This is a genomic window from Rhodopseudomonas rhenobacensis, from assembly GCF_014203125.1.
In the GTDB taxonomy this organism is placed as follows: Bacteria; Pseudomonadota; Alphaproteobacteria; order Rhizobiales; family Xanthobacteraceae; genus Rhodopseudomonas_A; species Rhodopseudomonas_A rhenobacensis.
Genome location: NZ_JACHIH010000002.1, coordinates 24,729 through 47,193, shown reverse-complemented (window position 1 = coordinate 47,193; position 22,465 = coordinate 24,729). Strand labels below are relative to the sequence as shown.

Genomic DNA, 22,465 nt, shown 5'->3' with positions numbered 1-22,465 from the left:
GCCGTTGCCGTCCCCCACGGCGACGCTCAAGTTCCCCGTGGCCGGCTGGAATTGCGTCCCCGGCCGCTTTGTCCTAGATTTTCCGGGCAAGGTGTCCCCCGAGTTTCTGGAGCTGGACGATGACCAGCCGTGATATCAGGCTGATGACCCTGCCGCTGATCGCAGCGGGTGTCGCTTCCGCCTTGGCCTGGAGTGCGGCCCTGCTCGTCATTCGCCGGAACATGAGACTTCAGGCCCGCGGCCAGCTTTCGAAGCAATCGCCAGCGCCGGGCGCACCGGACGACGTCACCGACCCCGAAATCGAGCACGCCCTCAACCAGATCCGCATCGCCGTTGCCAAGCGCCGGGCCAGGTCGTGATTCCAAGCACTACTCTGCCGCAGTCCGCGCCCGCAGCCGGACGACCGCGTTGATAAATCCGTCGCGGGCGTCGGAATGGCCCTGCCCGCGCGGCTCCAGTACGTTGCGCAGCAGGAACCGGCCGGTCAGCGCAAAGCCGTCCTGCAGGTCCTGGTCGGACCAGTCGTTGCGGGCGGCTTCGCCCTCGCGCAGGAACGGCGGCAGCCGCAGCAGTTTGTCGCGCCACGGCTCGCCAGCCTGGCGCGACACCGCGCCGCCGGATTTCGGCGAGACATAGATCAGGTCGGCGGTCGTGCCGGTCGCCGCGCAGCTCGCCAGATCCAGCCCGAAGCCGAGTTCGGTCAACATCGTCAGTTCGAAGCGGATCAGATGCACCGCGGCCTCGCCGACGTCATCGAAATCGTCCAGCGTGCGCTCCAGCCGCTCGTAGATCTCCGGCTGCGGGTCGCGCTCCGGCAACAGCCGCGCCAACGACGCCAGATGGGTCACGCCATAGACCGCGTGGCTGGAGGCCAGCAGCATCGCCGCGCGCATCCTGGTGCCTTCCAGCACGTAAGTGCCGAGATGTTCGTCGAGCCTGGCGCGCCACACCGCGCTCACGCTGTTGCCGGGCTGCAGCAGCGGCCGCAGCTTGGAGCCGGCGCCACCGCGCACCAGGCCGAGATGGCGGCCGTGGCCGCGGGTCAACAATTCGACGATGGCGCTACTCTCGCCATGCCGCCGCACCCCCAGCACGATGCCTTCGTCGGTCCATTCCATCGGCCGACTATACAGGACGGGACGAGTCTTCGCAGCCTCGGGCTACTGGTTGAACCAGCCCTTGGCGTCGCCGGTGAACGACAGATACAGCCCGGCGGCGGTGAGCATCGTCGAGACGATCTCGAGCCAGCTGTCGAACTGCAGGCCGGAATCGCCGATGATCTGCACCAGCGACACCGCCGACAGCGCCAGCGAGCCGATCAGCACCCAGCGCGGCCAGGCCTTGCGGCGCTGCGCGGCGAGCCAGACCAGATACACCAAGGTGACGATCAGGCCGGCCGCGATCAGGTTCGCCGCCATGATCACGCCGTCGCCGATATCGAGCGTCGGCGTGCGGTCCTGGAACGCCACCGACAGCGCATCGAGCCCGAGCGAGGCATAGAGCAGCGCCTCGAACAGTTGAACATTCCTGGGCGTCGCCATGATCCGCGCTAATCCTTCGGGAATTCGAGGCCCATCTCGTGATAGCGATTGGGATCGTCGCCCCAGTTCTCGCGCACCTTGACGAACAGGAACAGGTGGACCGTCTGGCCCAGAATCTCGGCGATCTCCTTGCGGGAATCCGCGCCGATCGACTTGATGGTGGCGCCGCCCTTGCCGAGCACGATCTTGCGCTGGCTTTCGCGCTCGACGAAGATCGTCTGCTCGATCCGCACCGATTTGTCCTTGCGCTCTGTCCAGGTGTCGGTCTCCACCGTGGACTGATACGGCAATTCCTGGTGCAGCTGCCGAAAGATTTTTTCCCGGGTGATTTCCGCCGCCAGATGCCGCATCGGCGCGTCCGACATCTGGTCTTCCGGATAGTGATACGGCCCCGGCGGCACCTTGGACGCCAGCGATTTCCGCAGGTCCTCGACGCCGTCGCCGGACAGCGCGGACACCATAAACGTCTCGTCGAATTTCAGCCGTGCGTTGGCGTCCTGCGCCAGCTTCAAGAGCTTTTCCTTGGAGACGATGTCGACCTTGTTGATCACCAGGATTTTTGGATGATTGACCTGCGACAGCTTGGTCAGGATCGCATCGGCCTCCTCGTCGATGCCCTCGCGGGCGTCGAGCAGCACGCACACCAGATCGGCATCGTGCGCCCCGCTCCACGCGGTCTTCACCATGGCGCGGTCGAGCCGGCGCTTCGGCAAGAAGATGCCGGGGGTGTCGACCAGAATGATCTGGGCGTGGTCCTCGATCACGATGCCGCGGATCAGCGCGCGCGTGGTCTGCACCTTGCGCGACACGATGGTGACCTTGGAGCCGACCAGCGCATTGACCAGCGTCGACTTGCCGACATTCGGCGCGCCGATCAGCGCGACGAAGCCGCAGCGGGTCTCCGCCGGCGTCGCCTCATTCTCAGCGCCCGTATCGTTCACAGCTTCATCCACCACTGACACCTTCCCGCGCCAGCATCACCGAGGCTGCGACTTTTTCTGCGGCGCGTTTGCTGCCGCCAACGCCCTCCGCGGGTTCCAGACCGGGCAGATCCACCGCGACCCGGAATTGCGGATCGTGATGCGGCCCGGTGCGTTCGACTTCGCGATAGACCGGGGTCGGCAGACCCTTGCCCTGCGCCCATTCCTGCAACACCGTCTTGGCGTCGCGCAGCGGCCGTACCGGCTTGCGCATCCGCTCCAGCCAGTTGCGCTGCACGAAACTTTCCGCGGCCGGATAGCCGCCGTCGAGAAAGATCGCGCCGATCACCGCCTCGCAGATGTCGCCGAGCACCGATTTGCGCAACCGCGCGCTGGCGCCGGCACCGACCGAACCGAGCTTGATGCCGTCCAAGAGATCGAGGCTGCGCGCCACGTCCGCACAGGCTTCCTTGCGCACCAGATCGGCGAGCCGCTTCGACAGTTCGCCTTCGTCGGCGTTGGGAAACGCCCGATACAGCATGTCGGAGACCACGAGGCCGAGCACGTGATCGCCGAGAAATTCCAGCCGCTGATAGCTGTCGGCGCGGCGCGATGATTTCAGCGCCGAGACGTGGGTGAAGGCGGTGGTCAGCAGCTGCGGGTCGGCGAAGGCGTGGCCGATCCGCGCTTCGAGCGCGGCGGCGGCGGCTTTGGCGTCGGCCTTGCTACGTCGCTTGCGGGCCGCCGGGGTCTCCCGGTCCGCCTCGGGGGCAGCCGCGGTGTCCTCGGGGGTCTGCGCCTGCTCGATGGTGCTGTCCTGCTTCATCGCACGATGTTGAAGATACGATTCCAGCGCACCGCGGTCGGCCAGCGCCAGATCTGCCAGGCATGTTCGCCTTCCGCGATCGAGAAGAAGATCATCTGCGCCCGGCCGATGATGTTCTCGAACGGCACGTAGCCGACCGCCGACAGCACCCGGCTGTCGGTGGAGTTGTCGCGGTTGTCGCCCATCATGAAGAAGTGGCCGGGCGGCACGTTGTAGACGTTGGTGTTGTCGTAGAAGCCGTTGTCGACGCAATCCAGCGACTCATAGCTGACGCCGTTCGGCAGGGTTTCTTTCCAGCGCTTGACGCGCGCGGTGGCGTCGGAGCCGCAGGGGTCCTCGCCGACGAAATCCGACAGCCGCTCGCGCTTCACCGGCACGTCGTTGATGTAGAGCAGCCCCTCTCTCATCTGGATGCGGTCGCCGGGCAATCCGATCACCCGCTTGATGTAGTCGGTGGAATCGTCCTTCGGCAGCCGGAACACCACGACGTCGCCGCGCGCCGGCTCCGAGCCGAAGATCCGGCCGGAGAAGATCGGCGGCGACAGCGGCAGCGAATAGTGGCTGTAGCCGTAGGAATATTTCGAGACGAACAAGTAGTCGCCGACCAGCAGCGTCGCCTTCATCGAGCCCGACGGAATGTTGAACGGCTGAAACAGCACGGTTCGGATCACCAGCGCGATGATCAGGGCGTGGATGACGACGCGGATGGTCTCGCCGATTCCGCTTTCCGGTTTTGTCCCTGAGGTCACGCTCATCGCTTTCTCATTCCCGTCGCGTACGCCGCGCAGCGGCAGTGTTCTCAACAGAAGCGAGACCGCTTCGCGATGAGACTTGATGTGGTGGGCGATTCCCCCGGCCCGCGGGTCGCGGCCCGCGGGGCGCCGCGAGCCGATGGAGACTCCGCGCGGGTTTTAGACCGTTGTTTCATCCCGCGCAATCAACGGCTCCCGGAAAACTTCCTAATACTATGATATATCGACGTTTTTTAGTTTGCGCCGGAAAACTGCCCAGGCCCGGCGGGGTTACCCCTGGCTGATACTTACCGCCGAAATGATGACGAAGGCCTGCGCCAGCGGCCAGTCGTCGGTGATCGACAGGTCGATCCGGGCCTCATATCCCGGCGGGGTCATGGCGTCGAGCCGCGCCTTGGCGCCGCCGGTCAGCGCCATGGTCGGCCGGCCGCCGGGCATGTTGACCACGCCCATATCCCGCCACCACACGCCGTTGCGGATCCCGGTGCCGAGCGCCTTGGAGCAGGCTTCCTTGGCGGCGAACCGCTTGGCATAGGTCGCCACCACCATTTTCTCGCTCTTGGCGCGGCGCGAAGCCTTGGCGCGCTCGACCTCGGTGAACACCCGGTCGAGAAAGCGGTCGCCGTGGCGCTCGATCACCTTGGCGACGCGGCGGATGTCGATCAGGTCGGAGCCGATGCCGAGGATCATGCGGTTGCCTCGAGACTCTCGCGGCCGCGCGCCATCGCGGCGCGCATCCTGCGGATGGATTCGGAAAGACCGACGAACAGCGCCTCGCCCATCAGATGGAAGCCGATGTTGAGTTCGGCGATCTGCGGCAGCGCCGAGATGGTCTGCGCGGTCGCATAGTCGAGCCCGTGGCCGCCGTGCACCTCGAGGCCGACCGATTGCGCCAGCTTGGCGCCGGCCACGATGCGTTGCCATTCCGCCTCGGCCTTCGCCGTATTGCCGGCCTCGACCGCGTCGCACCAGGCGCCGGTGTGGATCTCGATCACCGGCGCGTGCAGCTTCGCCGCCATCTCGATCTGCGCCGGGTCGGCGGCGATGAACAGCGAGGTGCGGATGCCCGCATCGTTGAAGCGCGCAATGAACGGCGCCAGCGTGTTGTGGTGGCCGATGACGTCGAGACCGCCCTCGGTGGTGACCTCCTCGCGGCGCTCCGGCACCAGGCAGACCGCGTGCGGCCTCGTGGCCAGCGCGATCTGCACCATGTCGGGGGTCGCCGCCATTTCGAAGTTCAGCGGCTTGGAGATCTCCGCCTTCAACCGCGCCATGTCGGCGTCGCGGATATGCCGGCGATCCTCGCGCAGATGCGCGGTGATGCCGTCGGCGCCGGCCTCGATCGCGGCCAGCGCCGCGCGCAACGGATCGGGATGCTTGCCGCCGCGGGCGTTGCGCAGCGTGGCGACGTGATCGACATTGACGCCGAGGCGCAGCGGAAGGGCTTTGGACATGGAGAACTCGCGAGGACCAGGAACGAAGAATTAGCCATTCACCCGCTCGACCTTGGCGACCACTGCCTTGGCGCGGAGCTGGTTGATGATCGCGCTGAGATGCTTGAGATCATAGACCTCGATATCGATGTTCTGCTCGGTGAAGTCAGGCGAGCGGCGGTGCATGCTGATATTGTCGATGTTGCCGTCATGGTCGGCAATCACCTGGGCGATCTGCGCCAGGCTGCCGGGCTCGTTGACGTTCTGCACGAACAGGCGCGCCGGAAAACGCTGCGGCGAGGACTCGTCGACGTCCCAACGCACATCGACCCAGCGCTCCGGCTCTTCCTCGAAATCCTTCAAGGCCGGCGACTGGATCGGGTAGATGGTGATGCCCTCGCCCGGCGTGATGATGCCGACGATGCGATCCCCCGGCACCGCGCCGCCGTTCGGGGCGAACTTCACCGGCAGGTCGGAATTGACACCGCCGACCGATATGATCGAGGTGAAGCGACCGGCGCCGTCGGGGGTCTTGACCCGGTCGGCGGTCGCCTTGCGGTTGCTGGTGACGAAGCGACCGACGCGCTCCTCCTTGTAGTCCGGGTACATCGCCCTCGCGACGTCAGACGCGCGCAATTCGCCGCGCCCGACCGAGGCCATCACCTCGTCGATCGAGGGCCGCGCCAGCCGCGGCAGCGCGCCCTTCAGCTTGTCGTCGGCGTAATCGATCTTGGCGCGGGAAAACAACCGCTCGACGATGCGGCGGCCGAGTTCGGCATATTGATCGCGCACCGCGGTGCGGGTGGCGCGGCGGATCGCGGCGCGGGCCTTGCCGGTCACCGCCAGCGATTCCCAGGCCGACGGCGGCGCCTCTTGGGCCGCCGAGGTCAGCACCTCGACCTCGTCGCCGTTCTGCAATTCGGAGGACAACGGCGCGAACTTGCCGTTGATCTTGCAGCCGACCGCCGAATTGCCGACGTCGGTGTGCACCGCATAGGCGAAATCGATGACGTTGGCGGCGCGCGGCAGCGCGATCAACTTGCCCTTCGGGGTGAAGCAGAACACCTGGTCGTGGAACAGCTCGAGCTTGGTGTGCTCCAAAAACTCTTCGGGATTGGAGCTTTCCGACAGGATCTCGATGGTGTGGCGCAGCCAGGCGAAGGCGTTGCTCTCGCGTTTCAGCATCTCGGTCGGCGAGCCGACGCCGTCCTTGTAGAAGGCGTGCGCAGCGATGCCGATCTCGGCGATCTGGTCCATCTCCTCGGTGCGGATCTGCAGCTCGACGCGCTGCTGGCCGGGACCGATCACCGTGGTGTGGATCGAGCGGTAGTCGTTCTGCTTCGGCGTCGAGATGTAGTCCTTGAACCGCCCCGGCACTACCGGCCAGGTGGTATGGACCACGCCGAGCGCGCGGTAGCAGGATTCGACGTCCTTCAGCACGACGCGGAAGCCGTAGATGTCGGACAATTGCTCGAAGCCGACCGACTTGCGCTCCATCTTGGTCCAGATCGAAAACGGCCGCTTGCGGCGGCCGGTGACCTCGGCGGAGAGGCCGTTCTTGGCGAGGTTGGCGGAGAGCTGGGTCTCGATCTCGCCGATCAGGTTGCGGTTGCGCTCGGCCAGGGAATCCAGCCGCTGCATCACCACCGCGAAGGCGTCGGGGTCGAGGCTCTGGAACGAGAGGTCTTCCAATTCCTCGCGCATCTCCTGCATGCCCATGCGGCCGGCCAGCGGCGCATAGATGTCCAGGGTCTCCTCGGCGATCCGCTGCCGCGACGCCGGCGGCACGAATTCCAGGGTGCGCATATTGTGCAGCCGGTCGGCGAGCTTGATCAGCAGCACCCGGACGTCGTTGGAGATCGCCAGCAACAGCTTGCGCAGGTTTTCCGCCTGTTTGGCCTCGCGGGAGACCAGCTCGAGCCGCTTCAGCTTGGTCAGACCTTCGACCAGCGCGCCGATCTCGTGACCGAAGATATTGTCGATTTCGGTGCGGGTTGCCTCGGTATCTTCAATCGTATCATGAAGCAGCGCCGCGACGATGGTGGCGTCGTCCAGCTTCAGATTGGTGAGGATCGCGGCGACTTCCAAAGGATGCGAGAAATACGGATCGCCGGAGGCGCGGGTCTGCTCGCCATGCGCCATCATGGCGTAGACATAGGCGCGGTTCAAAAGGTCTTCGTCGGTATCCGGATTGTAGGAGCGGACCCGCTCGACCAGGTCGTACTGCCGCATCATCCGCGAGCGCGGCCGCGACGGCTTCACCGCAGCCGGCTTCAACACCGCGACCGTTCCGGCCGCGGCCTCCATCTGCCGTGAATTACGGCTCCAATAGGCCATCCAATCGCAACCTCTTTGCCGCGCAAGCTCTGGGATTTCCGCGGGCGAAGCGTCAAACCACGCCGTCATCCTGGCCAAAGGCGCGCCGTCAGACCGCGGCGCCGACCAGAAATGAAAGCATATTCATCGCCTTCGACGGTCGGAGTCGACGTCTTCCGATCGCGGATTCGTGCAACAGAACGAAGGACAAGTTCACGACTTTAGAGTGTTTTGTGATGAAGTGAAGCCGTTTCGCTGCTGCTCGAATTGCCATCAGTCTTAGGACCGCGGCCGCACCTCGTACACCCGCAATCGGCGATTGCGCCGCACGCCAGCTCTGCACGTGCCGAATAGAAAACGGCCCGGAAACCGTCCGGGCCGCAAAAAAAACTCTGAGTCGGGACGAAAGCGCAGCGCTATTCGTCTTCCTCGGGCTGCTCCTCGGGGGGCGCCAGGCCTTCCAGGCCCTTCAGCAGCTCTTCCTCGGTCATCCGCTCCGGCGCCACCTCGGTGTCGTCGGCATCGACGCTGGCCCCGGCGGAGCCGATCAGCGGCACGGTGTCGGGCTCGGGCTCGTCGACCTCGACGAACTTCTGCAGCGAATGCACCAGTTCCTCGCGCAGATCCTCGGGCGAAATGGTCTGCTCGGCAATTTCCCGCAACGAAACCACCGGATTTTTGTCATTATCGCGATCGATGGTGAGCTGCGAGCCGGACGAGATCATCCGGGCGCGGTGCGCAGCCAGAAGGACCAGGTCGAACCGGTTGTCGACCTTATCAATACAATCTTCCACGGTGACGCGCGCCATCGACTGTCGCTCCGTTAAATGGGACGAAAATGCGGGTTATGACCCGCTAGGTATAGGGGGTTAGGGGTTTCTGCAAGAACCAATTTGCCCTTCGCCGCCCGGATCGCCGGCCTCCGGCGGCACGGCGGCGGGTGCGAAAAAACCATTTTGCCGTGGGAGAAGGTCAACAAAACGCCTGTATTGCCCTCACAAAAGTATACACTCACCTCGCTTGCGTTGTTCAGCCAGCAGTGGTGACTGTCTCGGTCTGCCGGGAATTTTACGCCCAGAAACGCGCCTTTGAAATGCGTGGCAGTGCGCCGCGCCAAAAACCTTAACAACAAACCGACCGTGAGAAAACTTGATGTCCTCTGCTAGCAGCAAAATCGCGCTCTTCATTGACGGAGCCAACCTTTATGCCACCGCGAAGACGCTTGGCTTCGATATTGATTACAAGCGATTGCTCAAGGAATTTCAGAGCCGTGGCACGTTGGTGCGGGCGTTCTATTACACCGCCATCATCGAGGATCAGGAATATTCGTCGATCCGGCCGCTGATCGATTGGCTCGACTACAACGGCTATACCGTCGTCACCAAGGCGACCAAGGAATTCATCGACGCCTCCGGCCGCCGCAAGGTCAAGGGCAACATGGACATCGAGCTCGCGGTCGACGCCATGGAATTGGCCGAGCACATCGACCAGATGGTGCTGTTCTCCGGCGACGGCGACTTCCGCTCGCTGGTCGAGGCGGTGCAACGCCGCGGCGTCCGCGTCACCGTGATCTCGACGATCTCCAGCCAGCCGCCGATGATCGCCGACGAGCTGCGCCGCCAGGCCGACGTGTTTACCGACCTGGTGGAGCTGCAGTCCAAGCTCGGCCGCGACCCGGCGGAGCGCCCTGCCCCGCGCGAACCGCGCCACACCCCGCAGTTCCTGCAGCGCGCCGCCACCACGGCGCCGCGCGCCGAGGATGACGAGTTCGAAGACTAAGCGCGGAGTGGTTCGACGGCGATGGCCGTCGCAAAGACCGAACCGGACCGCAACTGCCCGCTGTGCCCGCGGCTCGCCGAATTTCGCCGAGCCGCGCGCTTGCGCGAGCCGTCTTGGTTCAACGCCCCCGTCCCCACCTTCGGCGATCCCGACGCCAAGCTTTTGATCGTCGGCCTCGCGCCGGGGTTACAGGGCGCCAACCGCACCGGCCGGCCGTTCACCGGCGACTTTGCCGGCGACCTGCTCTACGCCACGCTGATCGAATACGGCTTTGCCAAAGGCGTCTATCAGGCGCGGCCCGACGACGGGCTGCGGCTGGTCGATTGCCGGATCGCCAATGCGGTGCGCTGCGTGCCGCCGCAGAACAAACCGCTGCCGGTCGAAATCAACACCTGCCGGCAATTCCTCTCCGCGGTGCTGGAGACCATGCCGCGGCTCACCGCCATCGTGGCACTCGGCCGGGTGGCGCATGATTCGACGGTGAAAGCGCTCGGGCTACGCGCCGTCGCGGCGCCGTTTTCCCACGGCGCGGTGCATCCGGCCGGCACCCGCACGCTGTACGACAGCTATCATTGCTCGCGCTACAACACCAATACGCGGGTGCTGACGCCGCAGATGTTCCGCGACGTGTTCGCCAAGGTGCGCAAGGATCTCGGTTGAGCGTGTCCCGGACGCAGGCAGCGTTCTTTACGCTGCTCCGCGAGCCGGGACCGTCGCAAAGGCAGCGCCCGTAACGGCCCCGGATCTGCAGCGCACCACGCCGCAAGGGCGGCGCGAACACTCAGCCCCGCGCCCGCATGATGCGGCCCTTCTCGCGGCCCCAGTCGCGTTTCTTCTCGGTGTCGCGCTTGTCGTGCAGCTGCTTGCCCTTGGCGAGCGCGAGCTGCAGCTTCACCCGGCCGCGCTCGTTGAAATACATCTTCAGCGGCACCAGCGTCATGCCCTGGCGCTCCACCGCGCCCATCAGCTTGTTGATCTGCTTTCTGTGCAGCAGCAGTTTGCGCGGCCGCTTCGGCTCGTGGTTGAAGCGGTTGGCCTGCAGATATTCCGGAATATTGGCGTTGATCAGCCAGATCTCGCCGTCCTTCGGATCGGCGTAGGATTCCGCGATCGTCGACTTGCCGTTGCGGATCGATTTGACCTCGGTCCCGGTCAGCGCGATGCCGGCTTCCAAAGTGTCCTCGATCGCATAATTGAACCGCGCCTTGCGGTTTTCCGCGATCACCTTGATCGGGCGTTCTTTACTTTCGGCCATATCTCAAATTGCCTTTGGGCGTTCGCTCGGGTTCGGTTCGGACAACGCCCGGCCACGACGTCTAGTCTATCTGGTCTTCAGCAGATCGCGAATTTCGGTCAACAGCTCTTCTTCCCGGGTCGGCTTAGGCGCCGGCTTCGCGTCGTCGTTGCGCTTCAACCGGTTCATGAAGCGGATCACCATGAACAGCACGAAGGCGACGATCAGGAAGTTCAGCGTCAGGGTGAGGAAATTGCCCCAGGCCAGCACCGCGCCCTGCTTCTTGGCGTCGGCGAGGTTGGTCGCGGTCACCGCGTTCGACAGCCCGGTGAAGTAGTTCGAGAAGTCGAGCCCACCGGTGATCGCACCGATCAGCGGCATGATGATGTCGCCGACCAGCGAGGACACGATCGCGCCGAACGCAGCCCCGATGATGACGCCGACTGCCAGATCGACGACGTTGCCCTTCATGGCGAATTCGCGGAATTCCTTCAGCACGGCGATCCTCCCGCGTGGTTGCGCGCCGACGCCGCGGCCGGGCGGGCTAATTGATCAGCCCGGCATGCATCATCGCGCTGCGGATCACCGCGCGGGTCGGCTCGGTCACCGGGATCAGCGGCAACCGCACCTCTTCCTGGATCCGGCCGAGCAGCGCCAGGCCGTGCTTGGCGCCGGAGACGCCGGGCTCCTTGAACACCGCGTCGTGCAGCGGCACCAAGCGGTCCTGCACCTTCAGCGCCGCCGCATAGTCGCCCTTGAACACGGCCGTCATCAGATCCGCGCAGGGCTTCGGCGCCACATTCGACACCACCGAGATGCAGCCATGGCCGCCCGCCGCCATATAGGCCAACGCGGTCATGTCCTCGCCGGAGAGCTGGATGAAATCCGGTCCCATGGCATGGCGCTGCAGCGACACCCGGGCGAGATTGGCGGTGGCATCCTTGACGCCGGCGATGTTCTTCAATTCGTACAGCCGCGTCATAGTCTCGACCGACATGTCGACCACCGAGCGCGGCGGGATGTTGTAGATGATGATCGGAATGCCGATCGCATCGTTCACCGCCTTGAAGTGCAGATACATGCCCTCCTGGGTCGGCTTGTTGTAATACGGCGTCACCACCAGCACCGCGTCGGCGCCCGCGGCTTCGGCGTGCTTGGCCAGTTCGACGGCCTCCTTGGTGGAATTGGAGCCGGCGCCGGCGATCACCGGAACCCGGCCCTTGGATTCCTGGACGCACCATTCCACCACCTTGTGGTGCTCGGCATGGCTGAGCGTGGGACTCTCTCCGGTCGTGCCGACCGGCACCAGGCCGGCGGTTCCTTCGGAAATCTGCCAGTCCACCAGCTTGCGAAACGCGTCTTCGTCGAGCGAACCATTCTTGAAGGGCGTGACCAGGGCGGTGAAAGACCCCCGAAATGCGGCTGTGGTGGCCAAAGCTATTCTCCTGACTCGTCGCGGCTTCGCATCAACGCGCCGCGCCTGACTAAATTCAAAGCAATTCATACCGGGTCTGCCGCGGCGGCGAAAGGTCCGTCTCCGGATCGCCACCCCTGCGTCGGTCTCATTGCGCCCGGAACGCCAGCGGCCTCCCGAACCGATCGGGCAAGCCGTCAGGACGCCACGGGAGCCGCGTAATCGGCGTCGCTGACCTGCTCCAGCCAGGTGGCGAAGCTGCCGTCCAGCGCCTCCTGCATCGCGATATGGGTCATGCCGTTGCCGGGCGCCGCACCATGCCAGTGCTTTTCGCCGGGCGGGATCCACACCGTGTCGCCGGCGCGGATCTCCCGCAGCGGACCGCCTTCGACCTGCACCCGGCCGACGCCGTCGACCACATAGAGCGTCTGGCCAAGCGGATGGGTGTGCCAATGGGTGCGGGCGCCGGGCTCGAACGCCACCCGGGTCGCCATCACCCGTGCCGGCGCCGGCGCCGCCACGATCGCATCCTGCCACACCGTGCCGGTGAAATAGTCCGTCGGCGCGCGGCGCGTCGGCCGCGAGCCGGCCTGATAGATCTCCATGGTGACCTCCCTGCGCGCGGCCATGATTGGCCGCGCTTGTTTTTGATTGCAGTGCCGAGTCGCCCGGTTAGCCCTTGCTTACCCCTTGGCCTTCCAGGCGGCGTAGCGCGCCTTGGTGGCGTCGTTCATCGGATAGAGGCCCGGCAGCTCGGCGCCGGCGTTGACCTCGTTGACGATCCAGCCTTCCATCCGTTCCTGCTCTTCGCCTTCGGCCAAGACCTGATCGAGCAACGCCTGCGGGATCAGCACCGCGCCATCCTGATCGGCGACCACCACGTCGCCCGGAAACACCGCGACGCCGCCGCAGCCGATCGGCTCGCCCCAGCCGACAAAGGTGAGACCGGCGACCGAGGGCGGCGCGGCCGCGCCGTTGCACCACACCGGCAGTCCGGTGCCAAGCACGCCTTCGAGATCGCGCACCACACCGTCGGTGATCAATGCCGCGACGTTGCGCTTGGCCATCCGCGCGCAAAGAATGTCACCGAAGATGCCGGCATCGCTGACGCCCATCGCGTCGACCACGGCGATGCAGCCTTCCGGCATCGCCTCGATCGCGGTGCGGGTCGAGATCGGCGACGACCACGACGCCGGCGTCGCCAGATCCTCGCGCGCCGGCACGAAGCGCAGCGTGAACACTTCGCCGACCAGACGCTGCTGCCCGGGACGCAGCGGACGCGCGCCGCGCATCCAGACATTGCGCAGCCCCTTCTTCAGCAGCACGGTGGTGATGGTCGCGGTGGAGATGCGAGAAAGAGTGGCTTTGGCTTCGGCGGTCAACGACATGAATGAGCTTCCGGTGAGATGAACTGGAGCCGCATCTTGCTGCTGACGGATGCGGCGTCAAGCCGCGTAAACAGGCAACTGCGCTGTGAAACCAACCACCCATCAGCGGAGTTTATCGGGGTGTGGCCCGCATACTTATGCCCACAGCGCTCCGCGCGATGTGAATTTTACTCGGCGTTGAAACGCGCTATGAGACATTCAACGAGTGAGCTTGGAGGCTATGGTCGCACCCCTTTCCCCGCCCCGCATTTTGCCCAGTGGCGACGCCGCGATCACCGTCGAGTTCGGACGTGAGATCGATCAGCGCGCCAGTGAACGTGTACTTCAACTCGATCGCGCGCTGTCCGAAGCGCCGATCACCGGCGTCAGCGAAACCGTCCCGACTTATCGCTCGCTGCTGGTGCACTACGATCCCGAACAAATCGGCTTCGACGAGCTCGGCGAACGCCTCACCGCGCTGGCGCAAGCCGAAACGCCATCCACCGCGGCCAGCATCCGGCATTGGCGGATTCCGGTGTGCTACGGCGGTGAGTACGGCGTCGATCTCGACGACGTCGCGACCTCGCTCGGCCTGTCGCCGGAGGAAGTCGTCAGGCGCCACGCCGCCGGCGATTACCGGGTGGCGATGATCGGCTTCACGCCGGGCTGGTCCTATCTCAGCGGGCTCGATCCGAGCTTGACGATGCCGCGCCGTCAAAGCCCGCGTCTACTCACGCCCGCCGGCACGATCTCGATCGGCGGCGTGCAGGCCGGCGTGCAATGCCTGCCCGGCCCGAGCGGCTGGCATCTGTTGGGACGCACCCCGGTGCGAACCTATCAGCTGCATCGCGACCCGATCTTTCTCTTGGAGCCAGGAGACATCGTGCGGTTCTTCGCAATCGACGCTCGGCAATTCGCCGAGCAGGATGCCGCCGCCGAGCGCGGCGCCGTCGTCGCCGAACTGGTGGCCTGATGAGCAAGCTGATCATCAACGCCGTCGGGCCCGCGACCTCGGTGCAGGATGCCGGCCGGCACGGTACGCAACGCTACGGCCTGCCGCCGAGCGGCGCGATGGATCCGCTGGCGCTCGCCGCCGGCAATGCGCTGCTCGGCAACGCGGCGTTCGCAGCCGCGATCGAAATCGGCCCGCTCGGCGCTTCGTTCACCGCGCGCGGCGCGCTACGCGTGGCACTCAGCGGCGCGCAGCGTCCTGCGGATATCTCGGGCCGGCCGCTGCCGCATAACAGCTCCGTCACGCTCGCCGACGGCGACGTGCTGACGCTCGGCGTCGCGCGCGGCGGGGTGTTCAGTTATCTGGCACTGGAAGGCGGCATCAAGGGCGAGCTGATGTTCGGCAGCCTCGCGGTCAACGCCCGCGCCGGGCTCGGCAGTCCGTATCCGCGGCCATTGCAGCCCGGCGACGAAATCGCCGCCAGTTTCGCCCGCGAGCTGCCCGATCAGAGCATCGACCTGCCCGTCCAATCCGAGCAGCCGATCCGCGTCGTGCTGGGGCCGCAGCATGACGAGTTCGGCGACGCCGTGCAGGCGTTTCTCGACGCCGAGTGGCGGGTCTCGGCGGCGAGCGACCGAATGGGCTACCGGCTCGAAGGCGAGAGCATCCCGCATCTGCACGGCCACAACGTGGTGTCCGACGGCACCGTGAACGGCAGCATCCAGATTCCCGGCAACGGCCTGCCGATCGTGCTGATGCCCGATCGCGGCACCACCGGCGGCTATCCGAAGATCGCCACCGTGATCACCGCCGATCTCAGCCGGCTGGCGCAGACCCAGGCCGGACGCGGCTTCCGCTTCAAGGCCGTTACCATGGCGGAAGCGCAGGCCGAGTACCGGGCGATGGCCAAGCTGCTGCGCGGCCTGCCCGGCCTGGTCCGCGCCGCGCGCAGCTCCTGGCTCGACCTCGAGGCCTTGCATCGCGCCAACGTCGCCGGCATCGCGGTCAGCGCGTTCGACGGCTGATGCATGACGTGCGAAAATCGCTCTCGATTTTCGCACACGATCGTGCGCAAACAATCCGTCAAATCCAACGGAATGAAGTAGTCACATGACCACCATCGATCTGAACTGCGATCTCGGCGAGGGCTTTGGCGCCTGGCAGATGGGCAACGACGCGGCGATGATCGAGCTCGCCAGCAGCGTCAACATCGCCTGCGGCTTTCACGCCGGCGACGCCGACATCATGCGTGCCACCGTGGCATTGGCGAAAGCCGGCGGCGTCAGCATCGGCGCGCATCCCGGCTACCGCGACCTGCACGGCTTCGGCCGCCGCCCGGTCGCCGGCCTCAGCGCCGCCGAGATCGAAAATCTGGTGGCGTATCAGATCGGCGCGCTGCAGGCGGTCGCCTCCCTCGCCGGCCACAAGGTGACCCACGTCAAGGCGCACGGCGCGTTGTCCAACGTCGCCTGCGAGGACGACATGACGGCGAACGCCATCGCCGCCGCGATCAAGGCGGTCGACCGCAATCTGATCTTCGTGGTGCTGGCGAATTCGCGGCTGGTGAAGGCCGGCGAAGCCGCCGGGCTGCCGCTGGCGCATGAAGTGTTCGCCGACCGCGCCTATGAGGACGACGCCACGCTGGTGTCGCGCAAGAAGCCCGGCGCGGTGCTGCACGATCCTTCGAAGATCGCCGAGCGCGTGGTGCGGATGGTCGAGGACGGCGCCGTGGTCTCGGTCACCGGCAAGCTGATCAAGATGCGCACCGACACGGTGTGCATCCACGGCGATACGCCGGGTGCAGTCGAGATTGCCCGCGGCGTTCGGCAAGCACTGAAAGCCGCCGGGATCGCGGTCGCGCCGTTCGCCGGGGCTTGAGCGCTCAGAACGGGTGGGTCGACAGGGTTCCGAAGATCACCGCAGCGATCAGCGCCAGCGCCGCATAGGGAACCAGCTCGGCGATCTGCTGGCGCAGCCGCGCCGGCGCCGCCGGCAGCTCCAACCTGCTCTCCCAAGATGACTCGCTCATGGTCCGTCTCCACATCGTCCCCGCATAGGAAACGACGAAGCGGCGACGGACAAGGGGACCGCGAAAATAGCGATGCCGGCGCCGCGCCGGGGCCGCAAACGGGGCGATTTTTCTCTGCCTTAGGTTTGCCACAGCGGTTTCATTCGCCGCCCCGACCGCCTCCGGAACCCGGTGCAGCCTTGTATTGTGTCCGGATCGGGGTTAGCTCCTGCCCTTCAACCGGACAGATCAGATCATGAACCAGGCGGCTGCGCCCAAAGTCAGCTTCGTTTCGCTCGGGTGCCCGAAGGCGCTGGTGGATTCCGAACGCATCATCACCAGGCTGCGCGCCGAGGGCTATGAGCTCGCGCGCAAGCACGACGGCGCCGATCTGGTGATCGTCAACACCTGCGGCTTTCTCGACAGCGCTAAGAAAGAGTCGCTCGGCGCGATCGGCGAAGCCATGGCCGCCAACGGCAAGGTGATCGTCACCGGCTGCATGGGCGCCGAACCCGAACAGATCGAGGCCGCCTACCCCAACCTGTTGTCGATCACCGGCCCGCAGCAATATGAGAGCGTGCTCGACGCGGTGCATCGCGCGCTGCCGCCGCTGCACAATCCGCATCTCGATCTGGTGCCGGCGCAGGGCATCAAGCTGACGCCGCGGCACTACGCTTACTTGAAGATTTCCGAGGGCTGCAACAATCGCTGCAGCTTCTGCATCATCCCGAAGCTGCGCGGCGATCTGGTGTCGCGCCCGGCCGGCGAGGTGTTGCGCGAGGCCGAGAAGCTGGTGAAGGCGGGCGTCAAGGAATTGCTGGTAGTGTCGCAAGACACCTCGGCCTACGGCGTCGATCTGAAATACGCCGAGAGCCCGTGGCAGGATCGCAGCGTACGCGCCCGGTTCTACGATCTCGCCAAAGAACTCGGCGAACTCGGCGCCTGGGTCCGGCTGCAATACGTCTATCCCTACCCGCATGTCGACGAGGTGATCGAGCTGATGACGCAGGGCAAGGTGCTGCCCTATCTCGACATCCCGTTCCAGCACGCCAGCCCCGATGTGCTGAAGCAGATGAAGCGCCCTGCGGCGCAGGACAAGACGCTGGCGCGGATCAAGCGCTGGCGCGAGCAGTGCCCTGAACTAACATTGCGCTCGACCTTCATCGTCGGCTTCCCCGGCGAGACCGACAGCGACTTCGCTTACTTGTTGGATTGGCTCGAGCAGGCCGAGATCGATCGCGTCGGCGCGTTCAAATACGAAGCGGTGCGCGGTGCCACCTCGAACGCGCTGCAGGGTCAGGTCAGCGACGAGGTCAAGACCGAGCGCTGGAACGCGCTGATGGCGCGGCAGCAGAAGATTTCGGCGCGGCGGCTGAAGCGCAAGGTCGGCACCAGGCAGCAGGTGATCATCGACGAGGTCGGACCGACGGTGTCGAAGGGCCGCTCGAAAGCCGACGCGCCGCAGATCGACGGCAGCGTGTACCTCACCAGCCGCCGCCCGCTGCGGGTCGGCGAGATCGTCACCGCCAAGATCGAACGCGCCGACGCCTACGATCTGCACGGCACGGTGGCGGGGTTTTAGAGCAAACCAGAAGGCGTCGTGTCCCGGGCGCGGCGCAGCGCCTTGGCGCTGCTCCGCAGAACCGGGACCGTTACGCGTGCCGCGTTCCGTAACGGCCCCGGCTCTGCAGCACACCACGCCCATGGGCGTGGCGTGCTTTGTCCGGGGCACGTTTCCTGAGCTCGAAGAGTGTAGCCGGGATGAACGACGATCCTCTTCTACGGCTTCAAAATCGACGCGCCCGTGGTCGCGCGGCTCTCCAGATCGATATGCGCCTTGGCGACGTCTTTCAGCGCGTAGGCGTGGTTGATCTGGATGTGCAGCGTGCCCTCGATGATCGCCGAGAACAGCGCGTCGGCGCCTTCGATCAGTTCCGAACGCTTGCTGATGTAGTCGTTGAGCTTCGGCCGCGTGGCGAACAGCGAGCCGTGATTGTTGAGCTCGGTCAGCGCGAACGGCGGCACCGGGCCCGACGCGTTGCCGAAGCTGACGAATAGTCCGCGCGGCTTGATGCAGGACAGCGAGCCCGGAAACGTCGTCTTGCCGACGCCGTCATAGACCACGTCGCAGAGTTCGTTGCGGCTGATCTGCTTGATTCGCGCGACGAAGTCTTCCTCGGTGTAGATGATGACGTGGTCGCAGCCCGCCTGCAGCGCGAGCTCCGCCTTGGCCTTCGAGCCCACGGTGCCGATCACGTTGGCGCCGAGCGCCTTGGCCCACTGACATGCGAGCAGCCCGATGCCGCCGGCCGCGGCGTGAATCAGCACGCGGTGCCCGGGCTCGACCCTGAAGGTCTTGTGCAGCAGGTACCACACCGTCAGCCCCTTCAGCATCAGCACGGCGCCCTGCTCGTAGGTGATGTGATCCGGCAGCTTCACCAGCTTGTCGGCCGGGATGTTGCGCTCGGTGGCATAGGCGCCGAGGTTGTAGTAATAAGCGACGCGGTCGCCGGGGTGGAAATTGGTCACCCCGGGGCCGACCGCGACCACCTCACCGGCCGCCTCGTTGCCGGGAATGAACGGCAGCCCGGGCGCCTTGTAGAGGCCGGTGCGGAAATAGACGTCGATGAAGTTCAGGCCGACGGCGTGCTGGCGAATCCGCACCTCGCCGGTCCCCGGCTCCGGCAGATCGATCGCCTCATAGACCAGGGCTTCCGGTCCTCCGACCTTGTGCACCCGTACCGCCTTCGTCATCCCGTCCTCCTCGAAATCGTCGCGCCAAACGAAGGCTATCGTCGCAGCATTGTCAACCGAGTCGCATCATGTCGCGCCGGCCTTGCTCGGCTTAGTTTCCGGGCCTATCAGCGCTCGCTCACGCTCATCGGCGGAGTCGGCTCAATAGCCGAATGACCGCGTCGCCGCAGCCGATATAAAGCGCAATCGCGCACAGCGCGGTGGCGACCGCAAGGCTCACGCGGAAATCCTCGGCCAGCACGTATACCGCGAGCACCGCCCACAGCGCGATCAGCGCAAGGTTGAAGATCCGCAGCCGTTGCACCCGCACCGGATGAATCACATGGAACGGCACGAAGGTCAGCACGATCAGCGCCGCCATGGCGAGGCTCGCCAGCCATGGCGCGGGATGCAGCAGAAACAGGTAGAACGCCGCCGCGTTCCACAGCGCCGGAAAACCGCGGAAGTGATTGTCCGCGGTCTTCATGCGGCGGTCGGCGAAGTACAAGGCGCTGCTCATCACGATGCCGATGCCGAGCAGCGGGGCCGCGAGCGGCAAGAGCATGCCGCTGGCGGTGATCGCATAGGCCGGCACGAACACGTAGGTGACGAAGTCGACCACCAGGTCGAGCGTATCGCCGGACCAGTCCGGCTGCAGCCGCGCCACGTCGAGCCGCCGCGCCAGCGGTCCGTCGAGCCCGTCGACCAACAGCGCCACGCCGAGCCAACCGAACATCGCCGCCCAATGCTCGCGGACCGCTTCCAGCAGAGCGAGCAGCGCGAGCCCGGCGCCCAGCGCCGTCAACAAATGCACGCCGAACGCGGCGGCGCGCCGCGCGCTGGATGGGGACGGCGATTCGGGCTGGCCTTCTGGGGTCATTGCTCGGCTGCTTATCAGGAAATTGCCGGCTTTGCATATCCGGCACCGCGCCGCCCGCCTCCGAAGCCGCCGATTCTGCTCCGACGCGGGCTTGAAAAAGCCCCCGCGAGCGTCAATTGTGAGCCATGAACGATATTCTCCCCAAGCCGAACCATTTCGACGTCATCGTGGTCGGCGGCGGCCCCGCCGGCGTCGCCGCGGCGATCGCCATCGCCATCACCGGCGCGAACACCGCCTTGGTGGCCCGCCGCCTGCCCTATGCCGACAATCGCACCACCGCCCTGCTCGGCGATTCGGTCGATCTGCTGGAGCGGCTGGACGTGTGGCGGCGCTGCGCCGGCAAGTCGGCGGCGCTGCGGGTGATGCGGCTGGTCGACGACACCGGCCGGCTGATCCGCGCCCCCGAGGTGCGGTTCGCCGCCAACGAGATCGGCCTCGACGCGTTCGGCTACAACATCGAGAACCGCACGCTGATGCTGGCGCTGGAAGAGCGCGCCGCCGAATTGCCCAGCCTCACCCGGTTCGACGACGAGGCGGCGAGCATCGTTCCCGAGGAGACCGTCGCGACGGTCAGCACCCGGCAGGGCGAGGCGATCTCGGCGCCGCTCGTGGTCGGCGCCGACGGCCGCAAATCGGCCAGCCGCGAGGCCGCCGGCATCAAGGTGACGAGCCGCGCGCTGCAGCAGTCGGCGCTGACCTTCAACGTCAGCCACGCCCGGCCGCATCAGAACATCTCCACCGAATTTCATACCGCGCATGGTCCCTGCGTATTCGTGCCGTTGCCCGGCAAACGCTCCAGCGTGGTCTGGGTCGCCGATCCGGGCGACGCCGAACGGCTGATGGCGCTGAGCGACGCCGACCTGTCGGCCGCCGCCGAAGGGCAGTCGCATTCGATCCTCGGCACGATGTGCGTCGAGCCCGGCCGCAACCTGTTTCCGCTGGCGATCGAAAAGCCCGATCACTTCGCCGCGCAGCGCATCGCGTTGGTCGGCGAAGCCGCCCACGTCATCCCGCCAATCGGCGCGCAGGGGCTGAACTTGGGCCTGCGCGACGCCGCCGACATCGCCGAGATCGTGCGCGCAGCACTCGCCGCCGGCGAGGATCTTGGCTCGGCCGCGGTGCTGGCACGGTTCGAAAAAGCCCGCCGGCTCGACGTCGCCAGCCGCACCATGGCGATCGACGTCGCCAACCGCTCGCTGCTGAGCGACCTGTTGCCGGTGCAGGCGGCGCGCGCGCTCGGCATGCATCTGCTGGGCGGCGTCGGGCTATTGCGGCGGCTGGCGATGCGCGAAGGCCTGGCGCTGGCCTGGCGTCCCGGCCGCCACTGAGGCAACTCAATCTAAAACGCGATCTGGCCGGTCTTGATCAGCCACATCACGCTGGTCAGCGTCAGCACCGAGATGAACGTGCCGGTCAGCACCGCGACGGAGGCCGGCTCGACCCAGCTGTCGTATTGCCGGGCGATCACGAACACGTTGAGCGCCGGCGGCAATGACGCCATCAGCACCGCGGTCACCGCCCATTCCGGCGGGAACGGTCCGATCGCGATCATCAGCGAGGCTGCGATCAACGGGTGCAGCACCAGCTTGATCGCGACGACGCCGGGGATCTCCCACGGCACCCGCCCGAACGGCCGCAGCGCGACCGTCACGCCGAGCACGAACAAAGCCACTGGAGCTGCGGCGTTCTGCAGGAACTGCAGGGTGTTGTCGACCGCGACCGGAACAGGCAGGTGCAACGCCGCGGCCAGCGCGCCGCAATAGGCCGCGACGATCAAGGGATGAAAGACGATAGCGCGCAGCACCATGCCGATCGTCGAGAGCAGCGGCCCGCGGTCGGTCCCGGTCAGCGCCATCAGCAGCGGCACGATCGAAAACAACAGGATGCTGTCGAAGCAGAAGATCAGCGCGGTCGGCACCGCCGCCTTAGGCCCCAGCACCGCCAGCGCCAGCCCCGGCCCCATGTAGCCGATATTGCCGTAACCGCCGGCCAACGCCGCGATCGTGGTCTCGCGCAGCGACAGCCCGCCGATCCAGCGCCCCGCCGCCCCGGACAGCAGGAATACGCAGCTGGTGCCGAGCGTGGTGGCCACCACGAACGGCAGGTTGTTGAGTTCCTCGAACGGCGTCCGCGACATGATGCGGAAGAACAGCGCCGGCAGCGAGACGTACAGCAGGAAGAAATTCATCCAGGCCAGGCCGTTTTCCGGCAGCCGCTTCCAGCGACCGCAGGCGAAGCCGACAAAGATCAGACCGAAATAGGGAAGCGCCAGGTTGAGGACGTCGAGCATTGACGAATCGACGTTATTTC

At 65.9% G+C, this 22,465-nt stretch carries 26 protein-coding genes; 8 read left to right on the top strand and 18 right to left on the bottom strand.

Annotated features, from left to right (window positions below):
- Nucleotides 1-119 precede the first annotated feature (119 nt).
- Nucleotides 120-359, top strand: coding sequence for a hypothetical protein (locus HNR60_RS02095; RefSeq protein WP_184253792.1), 240 nt, complete (start codon nt 120-122; stop codon nt 357-359).
- Nucleotides 360-368: 9 nt separating this feature from the next.
- Here the strand turns inward: HNR60_RS02095 and recO are convergent, their stop codons facing one another.
- The 9 genes from recO to rpoZ all read right to left on the bottom strand — a co-directional run bounded on the left by recO (nt 369) and on the right by rpoZ (nt 8,597).
- Nucleotides 369-1,118: a DNA repair protein RecO gene (gene recO, locus HNR60_RS02090; protein ID WP_184253790.1), complete on the bottom strand. Its 750-nt coding sequence runs from the start codon at nt 1,116-1,118 to the stop codon at nt 369-371.
- A 42-nt stretch (nt 1,119-1,160) separates the two neighbouring features.
- A complete protein-coding gene (locus HNR60_RS02085; RefSeq protein ID WP_184253788.1) occupies nt 1,161-1,541 on the bottom strand; it encodes a hypothetical protein in 381 nt (126 codons plus the stop codon).
- Between the two features lie 8 nt (nt 1,542-1,549).
- A complete protein-coding gene (gene era / locus HNR60_RS02080) occupies nt 1,550-2,482 on the bottom strand; it encodes a GTPase Era (RefSeq protein WP_184253786.1) in 933 nt (310 codons plus the stop codon).
- Between the two features lie 4 nt (nt 2,483-2,486).
- Nucleotides 2,487-3,287: a ribonuclease III gene (gene rnc / locus HNR60_RS02075; protein WP_184253784.1), complete on the bottom strand. Its 801-nt coding sequence runs from the start codon at nt 3,285-3,287 to the stop codon at nt 2,487-2,489.
- On the bottom strand, nt 3,284-4,042 hold the full coding sequence (gene lepB / locus HNR60_RS02070; RefSeq protein WP_184253782.1) for a signal peptidase I: 759 nt from the start codon (nt 4,040-4,042) through the stop codon (nt 3,284-3,286). Before lepB ends, rnc begins: the two co-directional genes overlap by 4 nt.
- 267 nt (nt 4,043-4,309) lie before the next feature.
- A complete protein-coding gene (gene acpS / locus HNR60_RS02065) occupies nt 4,310-4,729 on the bottom strand; it encodes a holo-ACP synthase (RefSeq protein WP_184253780.1) in 420 nt (139 codons plus the stop codon).
- Nucleotides 4,726-5,493 carry a pyridoxine 5'-phosphate synthase gene (locus tag HNR60_RS02060; protein ID WP_184253778.1) on the bottom strand — a complete coding sequence of 256 codons (768 nt, stop codon included), beginning with the start codon at nt 5,491-5,493 and terminating at the stop codon, nt 4,726-4,728. The genes acpS and HNR60_RS02060 overlap by 4 nt, the downstream gene beginning before the upstream one ends.
- A 30-nt stretch (nt 5,494-5,523) precedes the next feature.
- Complete coding sequence (locus tag HNR60_RS02055; protein WP_184253776.1) at nt 5,524-7,809, bottom strand: RelA/SpoT family protein; 2,286 nt, start codon at nt 7,807-7,809, stop codon at nt 5,524-5,526.
- Between the two features lie 395 nt (nt 7,810-8,204).
- The gene (gene rpoZ, locus HNR60_RS02050) at nt 8,205-8,597 is read right to left on the bottom strand and encodes a DNA-directed RNA polymerase subunit omega (RefSeq protein ID WP_184253774.1); all 393 of its coding nucleotides are present in this window, start codon (nt 8,595-8,597) and stop codon (nt 8,205-8,207) included.
- Nucleotides 8,598-8,940: 343 nt separating this feature from the next.
- Here rpoZ and HNR60_RS02045 point away from each other — a divergent pair, with 343 nt between their 5' ends.
- Both HNR60_RS02045 and HNR60_RS02040 read left to right on the top strand, forming a co-directional pair.
- Nucleotides 8,941-9,567, top strand: a complete 627-nt coding sequence (locus tag HNR60_RS02045) for a LabA-like NYN domain-containing protein (RefSeq protein ID WP_184253772.1) — start codon at nt 8,941-8,943, stop codon at nt 9,565-9,567.
- A 21-nt stretch (nt 9,568-9,588) separates the two neighbouring features.
- Nucleotides 9,589-10,227: a uracil-DNA glycosylase gene (locus tag HNR60_RS02040; RefSeq protein ID WP_184253770.1), complete on the top strand. Its 639-nt coding sequence runs from the start codon at nt 9,589-9,591 to the stop codon at nt 10,225-10,227.
- A 121-nt stretch (nt 10,228-10,348) separates the two neighbouring features.
- On the opposite strand, the gene smpB is transcribed toward HNR60_RS02040, so the two are convergent.
- The 5 genes from smpB to HNR60_RS02015 form a co-directional block, all read right to left on the bottom strand.
- A complete protein-coding gene (gene smpB / locus HNR60_RS02035) occupies nt 10,349-10,822 on the bottom strand; it encodes an SsrA-binding protein SmpB (protein ID WP_184253768.1) in 474 nt (157 codons plus the stop codon).
- Nucleotides 10,823-10,888: 66 nt separating this feature from the next.
- Nucleotides 10,889-11,299 (bottom strand): large conductance mechanosensitive channel protein MscL, encoded by a 411-nt coding sequence (mscL, locus tag HNR60_RS02030; protein WP_184253758.1) that lies wholly within the window; start codon nt 11,297-11,299, stop codon nt 10,889-10,891.
- A gap of 46 nt (nt 11,300-11,345) precedes the next feature.
- Nucleotides 11,346-12,236, bottom strand: a complete 891-nt coding sequence (gene dapA, locus HNR60_RS02025; RefSeq protein WP_184253756.1) for a 4-hydroxy-tetrahydrodipicolinate synthase — start codon at nt 12,234-12,236, stop codon at nt 11,346-11,348.
- A 176-nt stretch (nt 12,237-12,412) separates the two neighbouring features.
- Nucleotides 12,413-12,820, bottom strand: coding sequence for a (R)-mandelonitrile lyase (locus tag HNR60_RS02020; protein WP_184254337.1), 408 nt, complete (start codon nt 12,818-12,820; stop codon nt 12,413-12,415).
- Nucleotides 12,821-12,898: 78 nt separating this feature from the next.
- A complete protein-coding gene (locus HNR60_RS02015; protein WP_184253754.1) occupies nt 12,899-13,603 on the bottom strand; it encodes a ribonuclease activity regulator RraA in 705 nt (234 codons plus the stop codon).
- A 220-nt stretch (nt 13,604-13,823) separates the two neighbouring features.
- On the opposite strand from HNR60_RS02015, the gene pxpB reads away from it, so the two are divergent.
- The 3 genes from pxpB to HNR60_RS02000 all read left to right on the top strand — a co-directional run bounded on the left by pxpB (nt 13,824) and on the right by HNR60_RS02000 (nt 16,412).
- Nucleotides 13,824-14,555 carry a 5-oxoprolinase subunit PxpB gene (gene pxpB, locus HNR60_RS02010; RefSeq protein WP_184253752.1) on the top strand — a complete coding sequence of 244 codons (732 nt, stop codon included), beginning with the start codon at nt 13,824-13,826 and terminating at the stop codon, nt 14,553-14,555.
- Nucleotides 14,555-15,559 (top strand): 5-oxoprolinase subunit C family protein, encoded by a 1,005-nt coding sequence (locus tag HNR60_RS02005; RefSeq protein WP_184253750.1) that lies wholly within the window; start codon nt 14,555-14,557, stop codon nt 15,557-15,559. The genes pxpB and HNR60_RS02005 overlap by 1 nt, the downstream gene beginning before the upstream one ends.
- Before the next feature lie 85 nt (nt 15,560-15,644).
- On the top strand, nt 15,645-16,412 hold the full coding sequence (locus HNR60_RS02000; protein WP_184253748.1) for a LamB/YcsF family protein: 768 nt from the start codon (nt 15,645-15,647) through the stop codon (nt 16,410-16,412).
- Between the two features lie 4 nt (nt 16,413-16,416).
- Here the strand turns inward: HNR60_RS02000 and HNR60_RS01995 are convergent, their stop codons facing one another.
- Complete coding sequence (locus tag HNR60_RS01995; protein ID WP_184253746.1) at nt 16,417-16,563, bottom strand: hypothetical protein; 147 nt, start codon at nt 16,561-16,563, stop codon at nt 16,417-16,419.
- A gap of 235 nt (nt 16,564-16,798) precedes the next feature.
- Here HNR60_RS01995 and rimO point away from each other — a divergent pair, with 235 nt between their 5' ends.
- The gene (gene rimO, locus HNR60_RS01990; protein WP_184253744.1) at nt 16,799-18,124 is read left to right on the top strand and encodes a 30S ribosomal protein S12 methylthiotransferase RimO; all 1,326 of its coding nucleotides are present in this window, start codon (nt 16,799-16,801) and stop codon (nt 18,122-18,124) included.
- Nucleotides 18,125-18,321: 197 nt separating this feature from the next.
- On the opposite strand, the gene HNR60_RS01985 is transcribed toward rimO, so the two are convergent.
- Both HNR60_RS01985 and pcsA read right to left on the bottom strand, forming a co-directional pair.
- Nucleotides 18,322-19,296 carry a quinone oxidoreductase family protein gene (locus HNR60_RS01985; protein WP_184253742.1) on the bottom strand — a complete coding sequence of 325 codons (975 nt, stop codon included), beginning with the start codon at nt 19,294-19,296 and terminating at the stop codon, nt 18,322-18,324.
- Nucleotides 19,297-19,420: 124 nt separating this feature from the next.
- Complete coding sequence (gene pcsA / locus HNR60_RS01980) at nt 19,421-20,155, bottom strand: phosphatidylcholine synthase (protein ID WP_184253740.1); 735 nt, start codon at nt 20,153-20,155, stop codon at nt 19,421-19,423.
- A gap of 125 nt (nt 20,156-20,280) precedes the next feature.
- Between pcsA and HNR60_RS01975 the strand changes: the two genes are divergently transcribed.
- Nucleotides 20,281-21,483 (top strand): UbiH/UbiF family hydroxylase, encoded by a 1,203-nt coding sequence (locus HNR60_RS01975; RefSeq protein WP_184253738.1) that lies wholly within the window; start codon nt 20,281-20,283, stop codon nt 21,481-21,483.
- A gap of 11 nt (nt 21,484-21,494) precedes the next feature.
- Here HNR60_RS01975 and HNR60_RS01970 read toward each other — a convergent pair whose 3' ends face one another.
- Complete coding sequence (locus HNR60_RS01970; RefSeq protein ID WP_184253736.1) at nt 21,495-22,445, bottom strand: AEC family transporter; 951 nt, start codon at nt 22,443-22,445, stop codon at nt 21,495-21,497.
- Between the last annotated feature and the right edge of the window lie 20 nt (nt 22,446-22,465).

What these genes read in the sequence shown, in the direction of transcription:
- rimO (WP_184253744.1), top strand. Translation starts at nt 16,799, where the DNA reads ATGAACCAGGCGGCTGCGCCCAAAGTCAGCTTCGTTTCGCTCGGGTGC.
- HNR60_RS01985 (WP_184253742.1), bottom strand. Translation starts at nt 19,296, where the DNA reads ATGACGAAGGCGGTACGGGTGCACAAGGTCGGAGGACCGGAAGCCCTG.
- HNR60_RS01975 (WP_184253738.1), top strand. Translation starts at nt 20,281, where the DNA reads ATGAACGATATTCTCCCCAAGCCGAACCATTTCGACGTCATCGTGGTC.
- acpS (WP_184253780.1), bottom strand. Translation starts at nt 4,729, where the DNA reads ATGATCCTCGGCATCGGCTCCGACCTGATCGACATCCGCCGCGTCGCC.
- HNR60_RS02005 (WP_184253750.1), top strand. Translation starts at nt 14,555, where the DNA reads ATGAGCAAGCTGATCATCAACGCCGTCGGGCCCGCGACCTCGGTGCAG.
- HNR60_RS02040 (WP_184253770.1), top strand. Translation starts at nt 9,589, where the DNA reads ATGGCCGTCGCAAAGACCGAACCGGACCGCAACTGCCCGCTGTGCCCG.
- HNR60_RS02055 (WP_184253776.1), bottom strand. Translation starts at nt 7,809, where the DNA reads ATGGCCTATTGGAGCCGTAATTCACGGCAGATGGAGGCCGCGGCCGGA.
- HNR60_RS01995 (WP_184253746.1), bottom strand. Translation starts at nt 16,563, where the DNA reads ATGAGCGAGTCATCTTGGGAGAGCAGGTTGGAGCTGCCGGCGGCGCCG.
- HNR60_RS02045 (WP_184253772.1), top strand. Translation starts at nt 8,941, where the DNA reads ATGTCCTCTGCTAGCAGCAAAATCGCGCTCTTCATTGACGGAGCCAAC.
- HNR60_RS02020 (WP_184254337.1), bottom strand. Translation starts at nt 12,820, where the DNA reads ATGGAGATCTATCAGGCCGGCTCGCGGCCGACGCGCCGCGCGCCGACG.
- HNR60_RS02060 (WP_184253778.1), bottom strand. Translation starts at nt 5,493, where the DNA reads ATGTCCAAAGCCCTTCCGCTGCGCCTCGGCGTCAATGTCGATCACGTC.
- smpB (WP_184253768.1), bottom strand. Translation starts at nt 10,822, where the DNA reads ATGGCCGAAAGTAAAGAACGCCCGATCAAGGTGATCGCGGAAAACCGC.
- recO (WP_184253790.1), bottom strand. Translation starts at nt 1,118, where the DNA reads ATGGAATGGACCGACGAAGGCATCGTGCTGGGGGTGCGGCGGCATGGC.
- pcsA (WP_184253740.1), bottom strand. Translation starts at nt 20,155, where the DNA reads ATGACCCCAGAAGGCCAGCCCGAATCGCCGTCCCCATCCAGCGCGCGG.
- lepB (WP_184253782.1), bottom strand. Translation starts at nt 4,042, where the DNA reads ATGAGCGTGACCTCAGGGACAAAACCGGAAAGCGGAATCGGCGAGACC.
- HNR60_RS02000 (WP_184253748.1), top strand. Translation starts at nt 15,645, where the DNA reads ATGACCACCATCGATCTGAACTGCGATCTCGGCGAGGGCTTTGGCGCC.
- rnc (WP_184253784.1), bottom strand. Translation starts at nt 3,287, where the DNA reads ATGAAGCAGGACAGCACCATCGAGCAGGCGCAGACCCCCGAGGACACC.
- rpoZ (WP_184253774.1), bottom strand. Translation starts at nt 8,597, where the DNA reads ATGGCGCGCGTCACCGTGGAAGATTGTATTGATAAGGTCGACAACCGG.
- HNR60_RS02015 (WP_184253754.1), bottom strand. Translation starts at nt 13,603, where the DNA reads ATGTCGTTGACCGCCGAAGCCAAAGCCACTCTTTCTCGCATCTCCACC.
- HNR60_RS02095 (WP_184253792.1), top strand. Translation starts at nt 120, where the DNA reads ATGACCAGCCGTGATATCAGGCTGATGACCCTGCCGCTGATCGCAGCG.
- HNR60_RS01970 (WP_184253736.1), bottom strand. Translation starts at nt 22,445, where the DNA reads ATGCTCGACGTCCTCAACCTGGCGCTTCCCTATTTCGGTCTGATCTTT.
- pxpB (WP_184253752.1), top strand. Translation starts at nt 13,824, where the DNA reads ATGGTCGCACCCCTTTCCCCGCCCCGCATTTTGCCCAGTGGCGACGCC.
- HNR60_RS02085 (WP_184253788.1), bottom strand. Translation starts at nt 1,541, where the DNA reads ATGGCGACGCCCAGGAATGTTCAACTGTTCGAGGCGCTGCTCTATGCC.